The sequence below is a fragment of the Arthrobacter sp. C9C5 genome (assembly GCF_013359735.1).
Taxonomy (GTDB): domain Bacteria; phylum Actinomycetota; class Actinomycetes; order Actinomycetales; family Micrococcaceae; genus Arthrobacter.
Genome location: NZ_JABFMX010000001.1, coordinates 16,859 through 34,143, shown reverse-complemented (window position 1 = coordinate 34,143; position 17,285 = coordinate 16,859). Strand labels below are relative to the sequence as shown.

The window sequence follows — 17,285 nt, the reverse complement described above, 5'->3', positions numbered from 1 at the left end:
CGTCACGCGGCAGCCGATGTCGCTTGCCGAAGGTTGAGCGCTTGGCCGATGTCGTCCACGTCGGGTCCGTCGCGGCCGGAGAGATCCGCAAGGGTCCACGCCAGGCGCAGCACCCGGTCATAGCCGCGGGCCGTCAGGGCGCCGCGTTCCAGCGCATGGTCGAGGATCCGCGTCGTAGGTCCGGCGAGCCGCAGGGGGCCGCGGAGCACCCGTCCGGGAACCTGCGAGTTGGTTTCCAGTCCGAGCGGCCGGAGCCGCTCCAGCTGGCGCTCTCGGGCGGCGCGCACCCTGGCGGCGATGTCGGCCGTGGCCTCTTCGGCGCGGGGCTGGCCGAAGTCTGCGAGTGCAACGCGCTCGACCTCCAGCTGGATGTCGACCCGGTCCAGAAGCGGCCCGGACATCCGGGCGAGATAGCGGCGCCGCATCATCGGGGTGCAGGTGCAGTCCACGCCCTTTCCGGAGGCTTTGCCGCAGGGGCAGGGGTTGGCGGCGAAGACCAGCTGGAACCGGGCGGGGTAGGCCGCGGTGCCCGCCGAGCGGTGGATGACCAGTTCGCCGCTTTCGAGCGGCTGCCGGAGTGCGTCGAGGACCCGGCGCTCATATTCAGGGGCTTCATCCAGAAACAACACGCCGCGGTGCGCCCTGGAAGCCGCACCGGGCCGCGGCAGTCCGGATCCGCCGCCGATAATGGCAGCCGCGGTGGCGGTGTGGTGCGGATTCTCGTAAGGCGGCCGCCGCAGCAGCGTGACGGAAGCCGAGGTGAGCGAACTGAGCGAATGAATGGCCGTCACCTCCATCGCCTCCCTGTCACCGAGGTCCGGGAGCAGGCCGGGCAGGCGCTCGGCCAGCATGGTCTTGCCGGCCCCGGGTGGCCCGGTCAACAGCACGTGGTGGGCACCGGCGGCGGCCACTTCCAGAGCGCGGCGCCCCTCGCCCTGGCCGGAGACGTCACACATGTCCGGGACCAGCCCGGGCGCGGCGGTTCCGCCGGCGTCGTCCGTCTCCTCATCAACCGGCTCGAAGTCCAGGGCAAGGTCCTGCGGGTCGGCGCCGAAATCGAACGCCAGCCTGGCCAGGGTCCGGTAGCCGCGGACTCTGGCTCCGGGCACCAGCTCTGCTTCGGCGGCGTTGGCCTGCGCCACCACGACGTCCGGATAACCGGCCTGAACCGCCGCCATCACGGCCGGCAGAATGCCGCGGACCGGACGCAGCCGCCCGTCCAGGCCAAGTTCCGCGATGAAGACATGTCGTCCGGTGGAGCGCACGTCGTTGGCGGCCAGCAGCACCGCCATGGCGATGGAGAGGTCGAAGCCGGAGCCACGCTTCGGCAGCGACGCCGGAATGAGGTTCGCGGTGATCTTCCGGCGGCTGAGCGGTATTCCGGAGTTCTGCGCGGCAGACCGGATCCGTTCCTTGGCCTCGTTGAGCGAGGCGTCCGGCAGGCCCAGGATCACGAACGCGGGCAGGGTCTGTCCGATGTCGGCCTCGACCTCGACGATGTAGCCGTTCAGTCCGACCAGCGCCACCGAATAGGTCCGTCCCAGCGCCATCTACCCCACCCCTCTGAGGTGTTCGATGGCCGGGGAGCCGGTGCCGTCGTCGAGGACGGCGATGACGTCCACACGGCGCAGCGGCATCCGCAGCTCGTGGTCCCGGCACCACGCCGAGGCCAGCCGGTGCAGCCGGGCGAGCTTGTCCACGCCCACGGCTTCGAACGGGTGCCCGTAGGCGAGGGATCTTCGGGTCTTGACCTCGGCGATGACCAGGGCGTCGCCGTCGAGCGCCACAATATCGATTTCACCCTCGGGGCAACGCCAGTTGCGGTCAACAATTCGCATCCCCTGGGCCTCGATGAAGCCGGCGGCGAGTTCTTCGCCGCGCCGGCCCAGCACGTCCTTAGCTCTCATTCCTCCAGCGTGGAACGCAGGTCAGCCGGGACGCGGACAAGAATTCGGCTATGTGGGAAACTTCAGTTAATTCAACCCCGGAATCAGTTCCCCAGGCCCTCGACCTTGGGCAGGGCGAGCTCCTCGCTGCGCGGGAGCTCCTCGACGTTGACGTCTTTGAAGGTGATGACGCGGACGCTCTTGACGAACCGGGCGGAGCGGTAGACATCCCAAACCCAGGCGTCCTGCAGGGTCAGGTCGAAGTAGACCTCGCCGTCGGCGCTGCGCGCTTGCAGGTCCACGTGGTTGGCCAGGTAGAAACGCCGTTCGGTCTCGACCACATAGCTGAACAGCCCGACGACGTCGCGGTATTCGCGGTAGAGCTGTAGCTCCATGTCGGTCTCATAGTTTTCAAGGTCCTCGGCACTCATGCTTCCATCTTGCACCATCGGGCGCCGGGCGCGCGCCACCGCTCAGTCGCCGAGCAGCTGCCAGCTCACCCGGTGGTACGGCGTGGGGCCGGCGGCGCGGAGCGCGTCCTTGTGCGCAGCGGTGCCGTAGCCCTTGTTCTCGTTCCAGCCGAACGCCGGGTACTCGGCGTGCAGGACAGCCATCTGGCGGTCACGTTCGACCTTGGCCAGCACGGACGCCGCGGCCACGCTGAGGCACTGCATGTCGGCCTTGACCAGGGTGTGGACCGGCGCGTCGCAGCCGGGCTCCTCGGGGCCCTCATCGAACAGCGAAGCCTGCGCCACGGGTGAGAGCCAGTTGTGGCTGCCGTCCAGGAGCACCACGTCCGGCGTCACACCGGCGGCCAGCACCGCGAACCAGGCACGGTTGCCGGCGAGCCGGAGCGCGCCGATGATCCCCAGGGCGTCGATCTCTGCCGCGCTGGCGTGCCCCACGGCGGAGGCGACGCTCCAGCTGCGCACCAGCGGTTCGAGCCGCTCCCGGTCCGCGACCTTGAGCAGCTTGCTGTCCCGCACGTCGGCGAGCAGCTTCTGCTTCTGCAGGTCCACGACGGCGATTCCGACGCTGACGGGTCCGGCCAGGGCACCGCGTCCCACCTCGTCGATCCCGGCGAGCAGCCGCGCGCCGGAGCCACGGAAGCGGCGCTCGTAGTCGAGGGTTGGAGCTTCGGACACTGCCGTCCCTACTTCTTTACTGGAGCCGGGACGCCGCGGAACACGTCCGGATAGTTGTCCAGCGACGTGATCCGGTTCAGCGGCCACGCGATCACGGCCGCCTTGCCTTCGATATCCGCCACGTCGATGAAGCCGCCGTTGCTTTCAATGTGGGCGCGCGAGTCGGCAGAGTGGTTCCGGTTGTCGCCCATGACCCAGACCTTGCCGGCGGGGACCACGACGTCGAAGTCGCGCACCTGCGGAACCTCGGCCTTGTTCACGTATTTCTCGTCCAGCGGCGCCCCATTGACGGTGAGCCGGCCGCTGCCGTCGCAGCAGACGACGTGGTCGCCCGGCAGGCCGATGACGCGCTTGACCAAGTGCTGCTCGGAGTTGTCGGGGAGCAGGCCGACGAATGTCAGGGCGTCCTGGACACCGGTCAGCGGACCGGCCGGCTTCACGGCGCTCGGGACAAGCCAGCCCTTGGTGTCCCGGAACACGACGACGTCCCCGTGCTGCAAAGCCATCGGTTCCGGCACCAGCAGGTTGACGAAGATCCGGTCGTTGACGTCCAGGGTGTTCATCATGGATTCAGACGGGATGTAGAACGCACGGAACAAGAAGGTCTTGATCAGGAAGGACAGCACGACGGCGATCACCACCACCGTGGCGATCTCCTTGAGCCAGAGGAGCACGGGGTTGCGGCCCTCGCGGGCCTTGGCCTTTCGGGCGCGCGCCGACGACGGTCCGGCGTGCGAGGGTCCCGCCAGCGGGATGCCCGCAGCACGCTCGGGCTGCGCGGGCGCCGCGTGCACCGGTTCAGCCTGCACCGGCCGAGGGTCCGGCGCGTGTTCGGGCCTCGGCGCGGCGGGCAGCCGCGTCGTCGGGTGTTCGGCGCCCGGGATGGGCGAGGAAGTCACTCGGGGCTCGTCGTGCCCCCGCGGATCAGGAGTCCGGGGTCCGGTCTCGGGCATCTACTGTCCGTTCTTCATCGTCGTGGCGGCCTGGTTGGGCCGCGGTATTGCTGCAAATCTATCAAGCGGCCAGATGATCTGTACCGGGCGGCCGATCACGCGCTCCACCGGGACCATACCGCCTCCCGGCGCGCCCAGCAGGCTGCGCGAATCGGCCGATTTTGAACGGTGGTCCCCCATCAGCCAAAGCCGGCCGTCCGGCACAATCACATCGAACTTCAACTGGCTCGGAGCGTCGCCCTCATACAGATAGCGTTCCTCAACTTGCTGGCCGTTGACTGTGAGCCGTCCGTCCGGGGCGCAGCACACCACGCGGTCGCCAGGTAGCCCGATGACGCGCTTGACATAGGTCGTGTCGCTGCCGGTCAGACCCAGCCAGTGGCCCGCGCCGGTGAGGAAGTCCGCCGCAGGCCCTTTGCCGCTGTTCAGCGGGGCAAAGGAGCCGCGGCCGTCGAAGACCACGACGTCGCCGCGGCGGACCGGGTCGAACGCGAAGTCGGTGCGGGACACCAGGATCCTGTCCCCGTCGCGGAGCAGCGGTTCCATCGACGCGGAGGGGATGAAGTAGACATCCAGCCACAGTGACCGGACCAGGCCGCTGATGGCCACGGCCAGCACCAGGCCCAGAAGCGCAAAACGCCAGCCCAGTTTCCTGGGCCGGCGTCTTGTCTGTTCCATGATCCGTGTCCTCTAACGCTTTTCTTAATTGAACGGCGCAGTGGGGACGGTTCCGGCAAACGCCGGAGCCCTCCGTGGATCCGCAGGAAAGTCCGGAGGACTTACTTGGCGGTCTGGAAGTCGCGCTTTTCCTTGATCTTCGCAGCCTTACCGCGCAGTGCACGCATGTAGTAAAGCTTGGCGCGGCGCACGTCACCCTTGGAGACGAGCTCGATCTTGTCGATGATCGGGGAGTGTACCGGGAAGGTACGCTCCACGCCGACGCCGAAGGAGACCTTACGGACGGTGAAGGTTTCGCGGACGCCGTCGCCCTGGCGGCCCAGGACGAAGCCCTGGAAGACCTGGACACGGGAGTTCTTGCCTTCGATGATGTTCACGTGCACCTTGATGGTGTCACCCGCGCGGAACTCGGGAACATCGTTGCGCAGCGAGGCTGCATCTACGGAATCGAGGATATGCATTGATCCACTCCTGGTGAACGCCACAGGTCATTCACGTTGGGTCACGGCGGCCAAGCCCGGGTGCTGTGCGCACCGGAAATTCCCGCCGAAAGTTTTGTCATTCCGGCTCCGTCAGGAATTGACGGGGCCGGGGTGCCGCACTGTTGGTGGCGCTCCCCCTGTGGCAGGTTCGCACCCAGCAGGCACAAGGACTAATTTTGCCACATTCGCGCACGTTTTGGTGAATTGGCCGGGCGAAGGGCCTGGGCGAATCGGCTCAGCTCAGGCGTCGGGGCGGCGCCGGAGCCGGCCGTCCACGACGTCGTAGCCCAGTTCGCCGAAAGCGGTGCGGTCCGCGCGTGGCAGCTTGCCGGCGTCGAACACGTCGAGCAGGTCCGGCCGGCGTTCGGCGGTGCGCCGGTATTGTTCGTGGCGCCGCCACTGCGCGATCTTGCCGTGGTTGCCGCTCAGCAGCACCGCCGGAACCTCGCGGTCCCGCCAGCTGGAGGGCTTGGTGTACACGGGGTACTCGAGCAGGCCATCGGAGTGGGATTCCTCCACGAGCGATTCGGGGTTTCCGACGACGCCGGGCAGCAGCCGCCCCACGGCTTCGACCATGGCCAGCACCGCCACTTCGCCGCCGTTCAGCACGTAGTCACCGAGGCTCATGGGCCGGACGGTGAAGTGCTCCGCGGCCCACTCCAGGACGCGTTCGTCGATGCCCTCGTAGCGTCCGCAGGCGAAGACGAGTTGCTCTTCTTCCGCAAGTTCGTGGGCAATCGCCTGGCTGAAGCGCTCCCCCGCCGGCGACGGGACGATCAGCACGGGCTTGCGGACGGCCTCCGTCCCAGGCGCTTTCGGGCCGACCTCGGCTATGGCGGTCAGGGCTTGGGCCCACGGTTCGGGCTTCATCACCATTCCGGCGCCACCGCCGTACGGGGTGTCGTCCACGGTGCGGTGCCGGTCCGTGGTGAAGTCGCGGAGGTCGTGGACGTTGAGGTCCAGCAGCCCGTCCTGGCGGGCCTTTCCGATCAGGGAGAGTTCCAGCGGTGCCAGATATTCGGGGAAGATGCTGACGACGTCGATCCGCATCTTAGGCGTTGTCCCCCGCGCCGCGTTCGGTCTTGCCGTCGGCATCCCCATCGGCGTCACCGTCGTCGGGCGTAGCGCCGGCCTCGGTGTTGACCTCAAAAAGGCCGGCCGGCGGGGTGACGAGGACGTACTTGTCCGCGACATTGACCTCGGGCACGATCTGCTCCACGAACGGGATCAGGATTTCCTTGCCGTCCTGGTCCGTCACCACGAGCAGGTCCTGGGCCGGCATGGTGTGCAGACCGGAGACCTTGCCGACCACCTGGTCGCCGACGCGGACGTCCAGGCCCACCAGCTCGTGCTCGTACCAGCCCTCGTCGTCGTCCTCGTCCAGTTCCTCGGTCTCGATGTAGAGCTTCGCGCCGCGGAGGGCTTCCGCCTCGTTGCGGGTCTCCACCTCCTCGAACGCCAGCAGCAGGATGTCCTTGTTCCAGCGGGCGCTCTCCACCGTCAGCGGCCCGGCCGACGCCGGTTCCACCACGAACTGGGTGCCGGGAACAAAGCGGTCACCGGGGGCGTCCGTCAGCACCTGGACGGTCACTTCGCCGCGGATGCCGTGGGGCTTGCCGATTCGTGCCACCTGAAGCTGCATCTGTTCCTCTGTTCGGGTTCTCGTAAAATCTGGGATTTGTTGGTGCGCTGGCTGCGCAAAACAGTCCGGCCCCTCCACCATAAGCTGGTGAAGGGGCCGGACTAAAGACAAGTAATGCTGGTCGCGCTACCGGCGGCGGTCGGTGTCGACGACGTCGACCCTGACCGGCTCGCCGTCGGCCAGCGCCGCCACCACAGTGCGCAAAGCGCGTGCCGTGCGGCCCTGGCGTCCGATCACCCGTCCGAGATCGTCCTGATGAACGCGCACCTCGAGGGTGTCCCCGCGGCGGTTGTTCTTCGCACTGACCTTGACGTCCTCGGGGCTGTCAACAATCCCGCGGACCAGGTGTTCGAGCGCTTCTGCCAGCAATTTACTCAGCCTCGGTGGTCTCTGCTTCGGCGTCGGCGGGAGCCTCGGCTGCGTCGTCCTTCTTGGCCTTCTTGGTGATGGCTTCCGGGATGATCACGGAACCCTTTTCCGGGGTGACGAAGGCTTCCTTGGGAGCCTTGGTCTTCAAGGTGCCCTCCTGGCCCGGGAGACCCTTGAACTTCTGCCAGTCACCGGTGATCTTCAGGATCGCGGCTACCTGCTCGGACGGCTGTGCGCCGACGCCGAGCCAGTACTGGGCACGGTCCGTGTCGACCTCGATGTACGAGGGCTCTTCGGTCGGGTGGTACTTGCCGATCTCTTCGATGGCACGGCCATCACGCTTGGAGCGTGCGTCCATGACGACGATGCGGTAGTACGGTGCGCGCATCTTGCCGAAGCGCTTAAGGCGAATCTTTACGGCCACTTTTGTGGTCACTCCTGTTTCTGAAACGGGGTCGAGCCCGGCGTTCTGCACCCGTGGGGCGGGCCGTACTAGGGGGTTCTAAAGGACAGGATCCGGACGCGGAGAGAGGGGCCACGCAGATCGAGTACCTGTTCATTGTGCCAGATCACCGCGCGGATTTCGACTTGACGCCCGCGGCTGCGTGTCCGGACGCTTTTTCGAGGCGTCAGCTTGGAGGCGTCAGGAGGTCCAGACGTAAAGTCCGGCCTTGGTGGCGGGGTCAACGCCGGCAGCGAGTTCGGCGAGCTGGCGCACATAGCGGGCGGCCTGGTCCGCACCGAAGGGCATGTCCTCCTCCGCGGCCCAGCCCTCCGCGACGTCCGCGAGGACGTCCCCCTCGCCCTCGGTCTCGTAGCTGAGCAGCTCGGCGAGGGCGCGGACCATGGCGGCCGGCACGCCCAGCAGCGAGTCGCTGGCCACGTCCACCATGGCCAGCTCATAATCGGCGCCGGCGGCGTGCACGGCAGTCCCGGCCAGGTCACCCAGGCGTTCGACTTCGAAGTCGCTGATGTCCGGAATCCGGACCGCGCCGGGGGCGACCGCGGCGCCGCCGTCGAGGGCCGCGGCACGCTTGAGGGCGGCGTCATGGGTGGCGACGAAGATTTCAGTAAATCCCAAGGAAGTGCTCCTCATGAGGGTTGGCGGCGCTGGCCGCGTTTTTGGCGTCGCTTTCAGCCTATCCGCTTCAGCCCGGCCGCGCCCTGCCTCGCCCCCCCCGCCACTGGACATGCCCTCCCCTGGCTGCGAGCAATGGACATAATGCCACTATGTCCGCCCTTGGCCGCGGCGGATGGACATGCCCGACGTCCCGATCAGCGGATGGACATGCCCGGCGTCCCGATCAGCGGATGGACATGCCCGGCGTCAACCACGCTGTACCCTGCCTCGCGCACTCCCGCCACTGGACATGCCCTCCCCTGGCCGCGAGCAATGGACATAATCCCACTATGCCCATTCCCCGACGCGCACGCCGGACACGTCCGCGGACCCGAACGTGGAAGGGTGGACATACCCAACGTGGGCTTCGAAAGTTGGACGTGTCCGCCGCTGGCGCTGAGAGTTGGACATGCCCAGCGTGGGCTTCGAAGGTGGGACATGTCCAACGTTGGCGCTGAAGACTGGGCATGTCCGGATGCTTAGCGGACGGCGACGCGGATGCTGTTGCGCCACGGATCCTCGAAGCGCAGCTCGGCTCCGGTGTGGTGCGATTGGACGCCGGCGGTCTTGAGGCGGTCGGCGAGGGCGCCGACGTCGTCGCCGGACGGCACTTCGATCAGCACTTCGCCGAGGCCGAGGGTGTCGCGGCGGGGGCCGGCGCCGCGGCTGTTCCAGACGTTCATGGCCATGTGGTGGTGGTAGCCGCCGGCGGAGACGAAGAGCGCCTGGCCATGCCAGCCCGCGGTCTTCTCAAAACCGAGGGTGCCGACGTAGAAGTCGTGCGCGGACTGAACGTCGCCGACCTGCAGGTGGACATGGCCGACGCCGGCGTCTGCCTCGCGCTGCCCGGCGAGCGACGCCTCGGTGAGGTGCTGCTCGAGGTAGCGTTGCGGCGGCAGGGCCAGGCTGTCCATCACGACGTTCTTGCCGTCCCAGGACCAGGCTTCGCGGGGGCGGTCCCAGTAAAGCTCGATGCCGTTGCCCTCCGGGTCGTTGAAGTAGAAGGCCTCACTGACAAGGTGGTCGGCGCTGCCGGTGAAGGACTGCGGCTCGTACTGCGCAGCGGACGCGACGGTGGCGGCCAGCGAGGGCTGGTCCTCGAAGAGCAGGGCGGTATGGAAGAGGCCGGCTTCGCCGCGGGAGGGCAGGTTCAGCCCGGGTGCCGGCGCCAGGTGGACCAGCGGCTTGCGCCTGCGTCCGAGGTAGAGCCCGCCGTCCTGCTCGGCCACGATGTCGAGGCCGAGGGCGCGCTGGTAGTAGTCCGTCATCAGCTTCATGTCGCCGACCTTGAGCATCACGGTGCCCATGGTGAGTTCGGCAGGAAGGAGATCCTGGGTGCTGGCTTCTACGGTCATTGAAACGCTCCGATGGTTCTGTGGCCCCCGACCTTCGGCGACCCTCATAGAGTTAAATTACTTGAAGCTTCAATTTATTCCTAAAAGCCCGGAGTCGTCCCCAGCACCAGCTCTCCGCGCAGCACGATGGCCGTGAGTCCGCGCAGGGTGCCGAGGTTCCCGCGCGGATCCTCCGCGCAGACCAGGACGTCGGCACTGGCACCTTCTGCGATCGCATCGGCTCCAAGCCAGTCCCGTGCGGCCCAGGCGCCGGCGTCGAGGGCGGCGCCGGCAGGGAGCCCGGCGGCGTGCAGGGCCTCTACTTCGTCGATGATGCGTCCGTGCTTGATCACGCTGCCCGCGTCGGTCCCGGCGTAGATGGCGACCCCGGCCTCGTACGCCTCGAGGATCCGTTCGGAGCGGCGTTCCCAGAGCCCGAGCATGTGTGCCGCGTAGCGGGGGAACTTCGCCTTGGCCTGGGCCGCGATGTCCGGGAAAGTGGCGATGTTGATCAGGGTGGGGACAATCGGGACACGTTGTTCGACGAAGCGCGGCAAGTGCCGGGGAAGCAGCCCGGTTCCGTGTTCGATGCAGTCGATGCCGGCGTCGAGCATGTCATCGAGGGTGTCCTCCGCGAAGCAGTGCGACGTGACGCGGGCGCCTTCGTCGTGGGCGGCCTGGACCGCGTCCCTGACGTACCGGGCCGGGAAACTCGCGGCGAGGTCGCCGGCGTCGCGGTCGATCCAGTCCCCCACCAGCTTCACCCAGCCGTCCCCCGCGCGGGCCTGCTTGCGCACGGCCTCCACGAGGTCCTCGGGTTCCACCTCGACGGCGAAGCCCCGCAGGTACCGCCGCGTCCTGGCGATGTGCCGGCCGGAGCGGATGATGCGTGGCAGCTCGGCCCGCTGCTGGATCCAGCGGGTGTCATGGACGGCACCGGCGTCGCGGACCAGCAGGGTTCCGGCGTCGCGGTCGGTCAGGGCCTGCCGCTCGGCGACCTCCTCGGGGACATCCCCGCCGGGTCCGAGCCCGATGTGGCAGTGCGCGTCGACGAGCCCGGGGATCACCCAGCCGTACAGTACCCGGTCCGGCGCGGCCGCGGGGCGCCGGAAGGTCAGGCGGCCGTCCACGGCCCACAGCCCGCGCCGCTCCTGGTCGGCTCCGGTGAGGACCGGGCCGCTGAACTCGATGATGGCGCTCATGGCCTAAAGCCTAATCCGCATGGCGATCCGCGGGCCAAGCTCGTCCAGCCCCAACTGACCTTCGTGCGCCCGCAGTGCTTCCAGCGCCCCGGCCGGGCTGGCGACGACGTCGAAGCCGCAGCTTGCGTAAAAGGGCCCATTGAACGGAACGTCCGCGAAGGTGCAGAGCGTCATGGATTCATAGCCACGGCTGCGGGCCACATCGAGGGCTGCCTCCACCAGGGACCGGCCGATCCCCTGCCCGGCAGAGTCCGGATGCACCGCGAGTTGTTCCAGATGGGCCTGGCCCCCGACTTCGTCGACACGGGCAAAACCCACGGCGGGTGTTCCCGCAACCAGGACATAGAGCGGCTCACCCAAGGTCGGGAGCGCCGGACCCGGGAGCGCCTGGTTCCCCAGCGCTGCCTCGAGCAGGCTGTCAGCCGCAGCCTCGATAGCGGGCAGGCGCCCGAGGTCTTCCGGCGTCGCCGTCCTGATGCGGGCCACCGGCACCCTAGGAAGCCCGGGCCTGCTGAAGCCGGTTGACGTCGGCGATGAAGGTGCGGATAGCGCGGTCGCCCTCTTTCGAGTCCTGCGGCCGGTGCCCTCCGGGGGCGGTGCGGTGCAGGGCGCCCGTCTCCCTCAGGTAGCCGGCGATTTCCTCGTAGAGCGGCTCCCAGCCGCCGGTGAGGACCAGGGTGGGCACGCCGGGGACGATGTGCAGCGGCGCCTCCCACGGCGGCGCCTGCAGCCGCAGCCGGCGCGCCGCCCGGAGGGCCTCCGGCGTCGTGGCTCCCGGGGCGTCGGCGGCGAAGGCGCGGCGGACGAATTCCCGCTGGAAGTCGTCGTCGCTGAGGTTGTGCCGGACATCGAAGAGAGGCTGCATCAGCGCCCGGTGCGCGGCGCTGGCCGGGAGCTCCGCGGTCAGGGACAGGCAGGCCGGTTCCACCAGGGTCAGGGACTGCACCAGGTCGGGGCGTTCGACGGCCGCCATCATCGCCGCGATCGCGCCCTGCGAATGGGCCACCACGTGGCCGCCGGCAGCGCCGCGGCCGTCGTCGGCCAGGGCCCGGAGGACAATTCCGGCGTCGGCGGCAAAGTCCGTCTCCTGAGGCTCGGCGACGGCGTCGAAGCCGTGCCGCCGCAGGAACAAGGCGTCGTAGCTCAGCGCCATGCCGTGCTGCTTCGGCCACGCCGCGGCGCCAAATCTGCCGGCCCCGTGGACGAAAACTACGCGCTGCTTGAACATGCCCTAAGCCTATGGCACCGGTCCGTCATCGAGGCCGACGACATCCTCGCAGTCGCGATACTGGCAGTCGGGATACCGGCCGACAACATACTGCCGGGGCCAAGGAGGCTTCCGCTACTTGCTGCCGCCGAGGAACTTGTCGAAACCCTTGGGCAGGTTCAGCTGCGACGGGTCGAATTCCCCGCCCTGCTGGCCGAAGGCCGCACCGGTGGGCACAGCCTTGGGGCCCGCGGCGCGCCGTGCCTCCGCGTCCTTGAGCTCCTGCGCGGCCTTGGCCGGGTTGCCGGAGCGGGCCTTCTTCTTCGGTGCGCTCTTGGCGCCCTTGCGGGCTCCGCCGCCGCCCATCCCGGGCATCCCCGGCATGCCTGGCATGCCTCCGCCGGCCGCCATCTTCTTCATCATCTTCTGTGCCTGCGCGAAGCGTTCCAGCAGGCCGTTGACCTCGGAGACGTGCACGCCGGAACCGCGGGCGATGCGGGCGCGGCGGGAGCCGTTGATGATCTTCGGCGCCACCCGCTCGTGCGGGGTCATGGACCGCACGATCGCCTCGACCCGGTCAATCTCGCGCTCGTCGAACTGCTCCAGCTGCTGCCGGATGTTCTGCGCGCCCGGCATCATCATGAGCATCTTCTTCATCGAGCCCATGTTGCGGATCTGCTGCATCTGGGCGAGGAAGTCCTCGAGGGTGAAGTCTTCCTGGTCGGCGAACTTCTTCGCCATCCGCGCTGCTTCGTCCTTGTCCCAGGACTTCTCGGCCTGCTCGATCAGGGTGAGCACGTCGCCCATGTCGAGGATGCGCGAGGCCATCCGGTCCGGGTGGAAGAGCTCGAAGTCGTCCAGGCCTTCGCCGGTGGACGCGAACATGACCGGCTTCCCGGTGACCGACGCGACGGACAGCGCGGCACCGCCGCGGGCGTCGCCGTCGAGCTTGGAGAGCACGATGCCGGTGAAGTTGACGCCTTCATCGAAGGCCATTGCCGTGTTGACGGCGTCCTGGCCGATCATCGAGTCGATCACGAAGAGGACTTCGTTGGGGACGATGGCCCGGCGGATCTGGCGGGCCTGTTCCATCATTTCGGCGTCGACGCCGAGCCGGCCGGCGGTGTCCACGATCACGACGTCGTGCAGCGTGCGCTTGGCTTCCTCGACGCCGGCACGGGCGACGGCGACCGGGTCACCGGCAGGGTGGTCCAGTTCGGAGGAGGTGGCGCCCGGGTGCGGGGCAAAGACGGGAACGCCGGCCCGCTGGCCGACGACCTGCAGCTGCGTCACGGCATTGGGGCGCTGCAGGTCGCAGGCGACCAGCATGGGGCTGTGGCCCTGCGCCTTGAGGAACTTGGAGAGCTTGCCGGCCAGGGTGGTCTTACCGGCACCCTGGAGGCCGGCGAGCATGATGATGGTGGGCCCGGTCTTGGCCAGCCGGATCCGGCGGGTCTCGCCGCCGAGGATCTCGACGAGTTCCTCGTTGACGATCTTCACGATCTGCTGGCTCGGGTTCAACGCACCGGAGACCTCGACGCCGAGGGCCCGCTCGCGCACGCGGGCGGTGAACTCCCTGACCACCGGGACGGCAACGTCGGCGTCCAGCAGGGCACGCCGGATCTCGCGGACCGTGGCGTCAACGTCCGCCTCGGTGAGGCGGCCCTTGCCACGGAGATTCTTGAAGGTTGCTGTCAACCGGTCAGAGAGTGAATTGAACACGCGCCGTGCACTTCTTTCAGTGGATCTACAGCTGGCGGCCAGTGCGGCACGCCAGAGTCGTGACTGTTTCGCCGGAACGAACTGCCTCGACAACGGGACTCGACTATCTAGGGTACCAAGACGCGCCTTCAAGATGGCATGCTGGCTTAGGTGACCAGTCAACCAACTGTAAAAACCCTGCTCATCCTCGGCGCCTCGGGCGACCTGACCGGCAGGCTGCTGCTGCCGGGGCTGGCCCGGCTGGTGGCGAAGGGCCACGCTCCGGGCCTCACGCTGGTGGGTGCGGGCTCGGACGACTGGACTTCGGAGCAGTGGCTGGAACGCCTCGAGACCTCCTTCGCCGACGCCAACTCCCAGGCCAACTCCAGCGGCAAGCGGGAGCTGAAACGGATCCGCGAAAGCACCAGCTACCACCAGCTGGACGTCACCGCCAAAGGGCAGCTGGCGGGCCTGCTGGCCACGCTGGAAGGACCGGTGGCTGTCTATTTCGCCCTGCCGCCGAAGATCAGCCAGCTGGCCTGCGAGGCCCTGGCCCCGGAGCAGGTACCCGCCGGGACCCGGCTGGTGATGGAGAAACCGTTCGGGTCCAGCGAGGAATCGGCGCGGGACCTCAACAAGACCCTGGCCGCACTGGTCCCCGAGGACCACATCCACCGGGTGGACCACTTTCTGGGCAAGGCCACGGTGCTGAACATCCTGGGCCTGCGCTTTGCGAATACCTTCCTGGAGCCGGTGTGGAACCGGGACTACGTCGAGAAGGTGGAGATCATCTTCGATGAGGACCTCGCGTTGGAAGGCCGGGCCCGCTACTACGACGGCGCCGGCGCCCTGCGCGACATGATCCAGAGCCACCTGCTGCAGATCATGGCCCTGATGGCGATCGAACCGCCCGCCTCGGTTGACGAGCGGGACCTGCGGGACGCCGTCGCCACGCTCCTGCGGGCCAGCAGCATCAAGGCCCCGTATGCCAAAAGCACGCGCCGCGCCCGGTACACGGCAGGCTCCATCGACGGCCGGAAGGTCCCGGACTACGCCAAGGAAGAGGGCGTGGACGCGTCGCGCAACACCGAGACCCTTGCCGAGGTGCAGGTGGAGATCGACAACTGGCGGTGGCAGGGCGTGCCCTTCATCCTCCGCTCAGGCAAGGCGCTGGGCGCGATGCGCAAGGAGGCCGTGGTCACCTTCCGGCCGGTGCCGCACCTGCCCAAGGGCTTTACCGGGGTGGACTCCCCCAACCAGCTGCGGATTGGTTTCGGCCCGGATACGCTGCAGTTCGACGTCGACGTGAACGGCCCCGGGAACGTGTTGAGCCTGGACCGGGCCACCCTGAAGGCGGAACTCAGCGCCTCCGAGCTGCTCCCTTACGGTGAAGTCCTGGAAGGCGTTCTCAGCGGCGACCCGCTGCTGTCCGTGCGCGGCGACACCGCGGAAGACTGCTGGCGCATCCTCGAACCCGTGCTCAAGGCCTGGGCCCGGGACAGCGTGCCGCTGGAGGAATATGCCGCCGGGACGCCCGGTCCGGAGGGCTGGCCGGTTTAGCGGGGTGAACGGCGGCACGGCAAACCCGCGGCGGCTAATCGCCGCCACGATAATGAGCGGGCAACGAAAAAGCAGACCGGACACCTTTCCAGGTGTCCGGTCCGCCGTCGCAACCCCCGATCGCGATCCGCTCGCGCGGTGCGCGGCTGGAGGGCTGCAGCCTAGATGGCTGCCGCGCCGCGTTCTCCGGTGCGGACGCGCACTGCCTCGAAGACGTCCATCGTCCAGACCTTCCCGTCGCCGGCCCGGCCGGTGTTCGAGCTGGCGATGATGACATCCAGGATGTCGTCCGCCTGTTCGTCGGTGGCCAGGACCTCGACTCGGATCTTGGGGAGCAGGTCCACGTTGTACTCGGCGCCGCGGTACACCTCGGTGTAGCCGCGCTGCCGGCCGTAGCCGCTGGCCGCGCTGACCGTCAGGCCCTGCACGCCGTAGGCTTCCAGACCTTCCCTGATGGTGTCGAGCTTTTCCGGACGGACGATTGCGGTAATCAGTTTCATGCTTCCACGCTTTCCTTGCCAGCTGCTGACTTCTTGCCGTTCGACGTGACGTCCACGGACTCGGTGGCCGGTACTTCTGCGCCTTCGTCCAGCTGCTTGCCGGTGATGAGTTCGTGCAGCGGCTGGAAGCTTCCGCCGCGGCCGCTGACACCGAACTCGTAGGCCGTCTCGGCGTGCAGGCTCAGGTCAACGCCCACGACTTCCTGTTCCTGGGAGACCCGGAAGCCCATGAGCTTGTGGATCGGGAACGCGATGATGAACGTCATGATCGCGGTGAAGGCCATTGCGATCAGGGCTGCCAGGACCTGGGCGACCAGCTGCGTGCTGCCGCCGCCGTAGAACAGGCCCGCGGTGCCCTGGGCCGGGGTGGCCAGGAAGCCGATCGCCACGGTGCCAACGACACCGGAGACAAGGTGTACGCCGACGACGTCGAGCGAGTCATCGTAGCCGAACTTGAACTTCAGGCCGACGGCGAGGGCCGAGGCCACACCGGCGACGACGCCCAGGGCGATCGCCCCGAGCGGAGAGACGTTGGCGCAGGCGGGGGTGATGGCGACCAGGCCTGCGACGACGCCCGAAGCGGCGCCGAGGGATGTCGGGTGGCCGTCGCGGAAGCGTTCGACGGCGAGCCAGCCGAGCATCGCTGCGGCCGGAGCGGCGAGGGTGTTGATCCAGATCAGGCCGGCCTGCTCAACCGTGGCGGCGGCGCCGGCGTTGAAGCCGAACCAGCCGAACCAGAGGATTGCGGCACCCACCATGACGAACGGGACGTTGTGGGGACGGTGGTTGGGGTCCTTGCCGAAGCCCCGGCGATTTCCGATGATCAGGACCAGGATGAGGCCGGCGACGCCGGCGTTGATGTGGACCACGGTTCCGCCGGCGAAGTCGATCACCGGGGCAAACGTCTGGCCGAACCAGCCGTCTGCGGAGAAGAGCCCTCCACCCCAGACCATGTAGGCCAGCGGCGCGTAGACCAGGGTGGCCCAGATGGGCGTGAAGATGACCCAGGCGGAGAACTTGGCCCGGTCTGCGACAGCGCCGGAGATCAGTGCCACGGTGATGATGGCGAAGGTCGCCGCGTACCCTACCTTGAGCAGGTCAGCCGGTTCGGTGAAGTTGTGCAGGCCGAAGTGGCTGGTGGGGTTCGCGAAGATCTGGAAGAAGTTGTCTTTGTTGCTGGTAGCCATCGAAGCGCCCCACAGGACCCACATGATGCCTACGGTTCCAATGGCGACGAAGCTCATCATCATCATGTTCAATGCCGACTTGGCACGAGTCATGCCGCCGTAGAAGAATGCCAGGCCCGGGGTCATGAACAGCACGAGGGCTGACGCGACCAGGAGCCAAACGAGACCTGCGGTGAGTTCCATGGTCTGCGTCCTCTCTTGCTCTTAGGTGCGGACTTGTCCGCCGGTCCAACGCGTTTTGCGTTCTAAGAAGAGTTTGCTGGCGCCGTGTTTCACCGGCAGAGGATTTACATTGCCGGGTTGTTACAAGAACCTCCCG

Annotated in this window: 20 protein-coding genes; 1 reads left to right on the top strand and 19 read right to left on the bottom strand. The window is 67.8% G+C overall.

Features of this window, described 5'->3' with window-relative positions; translation table 11 throughout:
- Positions 1–2 precede the first annotated feature (2 nt).
- From HNO80_RS00175 to ffh, 17 genes are all read right to left on the bottom strand, one after another.
- Entirely contained in the window at positions 3–1,550 is a 1,548-nt protein-coding gene (locus tag HNO80_RS00175) for a YifB family Mg chelatase-like AAA ATPase (protein WP_175320858.1), read from the bottom strand.
- Positions 1,551–1,907 carry a YraN family protein gene (locus HNO80_RS00170; protein WP_175320857.1) on the bottom strand — a complete coding sequence of 119 codons (357 nt, stop codon included), beginning with the start codon at positions 1,905–1,907 and terminating at the stop codon, positions 1,551–1,553.
- Between the two features lie 83 nt (positions 1,908–1,990).
- Positions 1,991–2,317 (bottom strand): DUF2469 domain-containing protein, encoded by a 327-nt coding sequence (locus HNO80_RS00165; protein ID WP_056426737.1) that lies wholly within the window; start codon positions 2,315–2,317, stop codon positions 1,991–1,993.
- 42 nt (positions 2,318–2,359) lie between these two features.
- Entirely contained in the window at positions 2,360–3,031 is a 672-nt protein-coding gene (gene rnhB, locus HNO80_RS00160) for a ribonuclease HII (RefSeq protein WP_175320856.1), read from the bottom strand.
- A gap of 8 nt (positions 3,032–3,039) precedes the next feature.
- A complete protein-coding gene (lepB, locus tag HNO80_RS00155; RefSeq protein WP_502707788.1) occupies positions 3,040–3,930 on the bottom strand; it encodes a signal peptidase I in 891 nt (296 codons plus the stop codon).
- Between the two features lie 54 nt (positions 3,931–3,984).
- Positions 3,985–4,662, bottom strand: coding sequence for a signal peptidase I (gene lepB / locus HNO80_RS00150; RefSeq protein ID WP_175320855.1), 678 nt, complete (start codon positions 4,660–4,662; stop codon positions 3,985–3,987).
- A 101-nt stretch (positions 4,663–4,763) separates the two neighbouring features.
- The gene (gene rplS, locus HNO80_RS00145; RefSeq protein ID WP_056738299.1) at positions 4,764–5,123 is read right to left on the bottom strand and encodes a 50S ribosomal protein L19; all 360 of its coding nucleotides are present in this window, start codon (positions 5,121–5,123) and stop codon (positions 4,764–4,766) included.
- A 261-nt stretch (positions 5,124–5,384) separates the two neighbouring features.
- Positions 5,385–6,194 carry a tRNA (guanosine(37)-N1)-methyltransferase TrmD gene (gene trmD, locus HNO80_RS00140; RefSeq protein ID WP_175320854.1) on the bottom strand — a complete coding sequence of 270 codons (810 nt, stop codon included), beginning with the start codon at positions 6,192–6,194 and terminating at the stop codon, positions 5,385–5,387.
- 1 nt (position 6,195) lies between these two features.
- On the bottom strand, positions 6,196–6,786 hold the full coding sequence (gene rimM / locus HNO80_RS00135; RefSeq protein ID WP_175320853.1) for a ribosome maturation factor RimM: 591 nt from the start codon (positions 6,784–6,786) through the stop codon (positions 6,196–6,198).
- Positions 6,787–6,912: 126 nt separating this feature from the next.
- Complete coding sequence (locus HNO80_RS00130; RefSeq protein ID WP_056426755.1) at positions 6,913–7,155, bottom strand: RNA-binding protein; 243 nt, start codon at positions 7,153–7,155, stop codon at positions 6,913–6,915.
- A 1-nt stretch (position 7,156) separates the two neighbouring features.
- Entirely contained in the window at positions 7,157–7,579 is a 423-nt protein-coding gene (gene rpsP / locus HNO80_RS00125; RefSeq protein ID WP_138769023.1) for a 30S ribosomal protein S16, read from the bottom strand.
- 219 nt (positions 7,580–7,798) lie between these two features.
- The gene (locus tag HNO80_RS00120) at positions 7,799–8,236 is read right to left on the bottom strand and encodes a hypothetical protein (protein ID WP_175320852.1); all 438 of its coding nucleotides are present in this window, start codon (positions 8,234–8,236) and stop codon (positions 7,799–7,801) included.
- 518 nt (positions 8,237–8,754) lie between these two features.
- Complete coding sequence (locus HNO80_RS00115; RefSeq protein ID WP_175320851.1) at positions 8,755–9,630, bottom strand: VOC family protein; 876 nt, start codon at positions 9,628–9,630, stop codon at positions 8,755–8,757.
- Between the two features lie 80 nt (positions 9,631–9,710).
- Positions 9,711–10,811 (bottom strand): amidohydrolase family protein, encoded by a 1,101-nt coding sequence (locus tag HNO80_RS00110; RefSeq protein ID WP_175320850.1) that lies wholly within the window; start codon positions 10,809–10,811, stop codon positions 9,711–9,713.
- Positions 10,812–10,814: 3 nt separating this feature from the next.
- Complete coding sequence (locus HNO80_RS00105; protein WP_349627123.1) at positions 10,815–11,297, bottom strand: GNAT family N-acetyltransferase; 483 nt, start codon at positions 11,295–11,297, stop codon at positions 10,815–10,817.
- Between the two features lie 7 nt (positions 11,298–11,304).
- A complete protein-coding gene (locus HNO80_RS00100) occupies positions 11,305–12,039 on the bottom strand; it encodes an alpha/beta hydrolase (protein WP_175320848.1) in 735 nt (244 codons plus the stop codon).
- Between the two features lie 114 nt (positions 12,040–12,153).
- On the bottom strand, positions 12,154–13,740 hold the full coding sequence (ffh, locus tag HNO80_RS00095; RefSeq protein ID WP_175320847.1) for a signal recognition particle protein: 1,587 nt from the start codon (positions 13,738–13,740) through the stop codon (positions 12,154–12,156).
- Between the two features lie 150 nt (positions 13,741–13,890).
- Between ffh and HNO80_RS00090 the strand changes: the two genes are divergently transcribed.
- Positions 13,891–15,279, top strand: a complete 1,389-nt coding sequence (locus HNO80_RS00090; protein ID WP_175320846.1) for a glucose-6-phosphate dehydrogenase — start codon at positions 13,891–13,893, stop codon at positions 15,277–15,279.
- A gap of 161 nt (positions 15,280–15,440) precedes the next feature.
- Here the strand turns inward: HNO80_RS00090 and HNO80_RS00085 are convergent, their stop codons facing one another.
- Entirely contained in the window at positions 15,441–15,779 is a 339-nt protein-coding gene (locus tag HNO80_RS00085) for a P-II family nitrogen regulator (protein ID WP_175320845.1), read from the bottom strand.
- A complete protein-coding gene (locus HNO80_RS00080) occupies positions 15,776–17,149 on the bottom strand; it encodes an ammonium transporter (protein ID WP_175320844.1) in 1,374 nt (457 codons plus the stop codon). Before HNO80_RS00080 ends, HNO80_RS00085 begins: the two co-directional genes overlap by 4 nt.
- Positions 17,150–17,285: the final 136 nt, after the last annotated feature.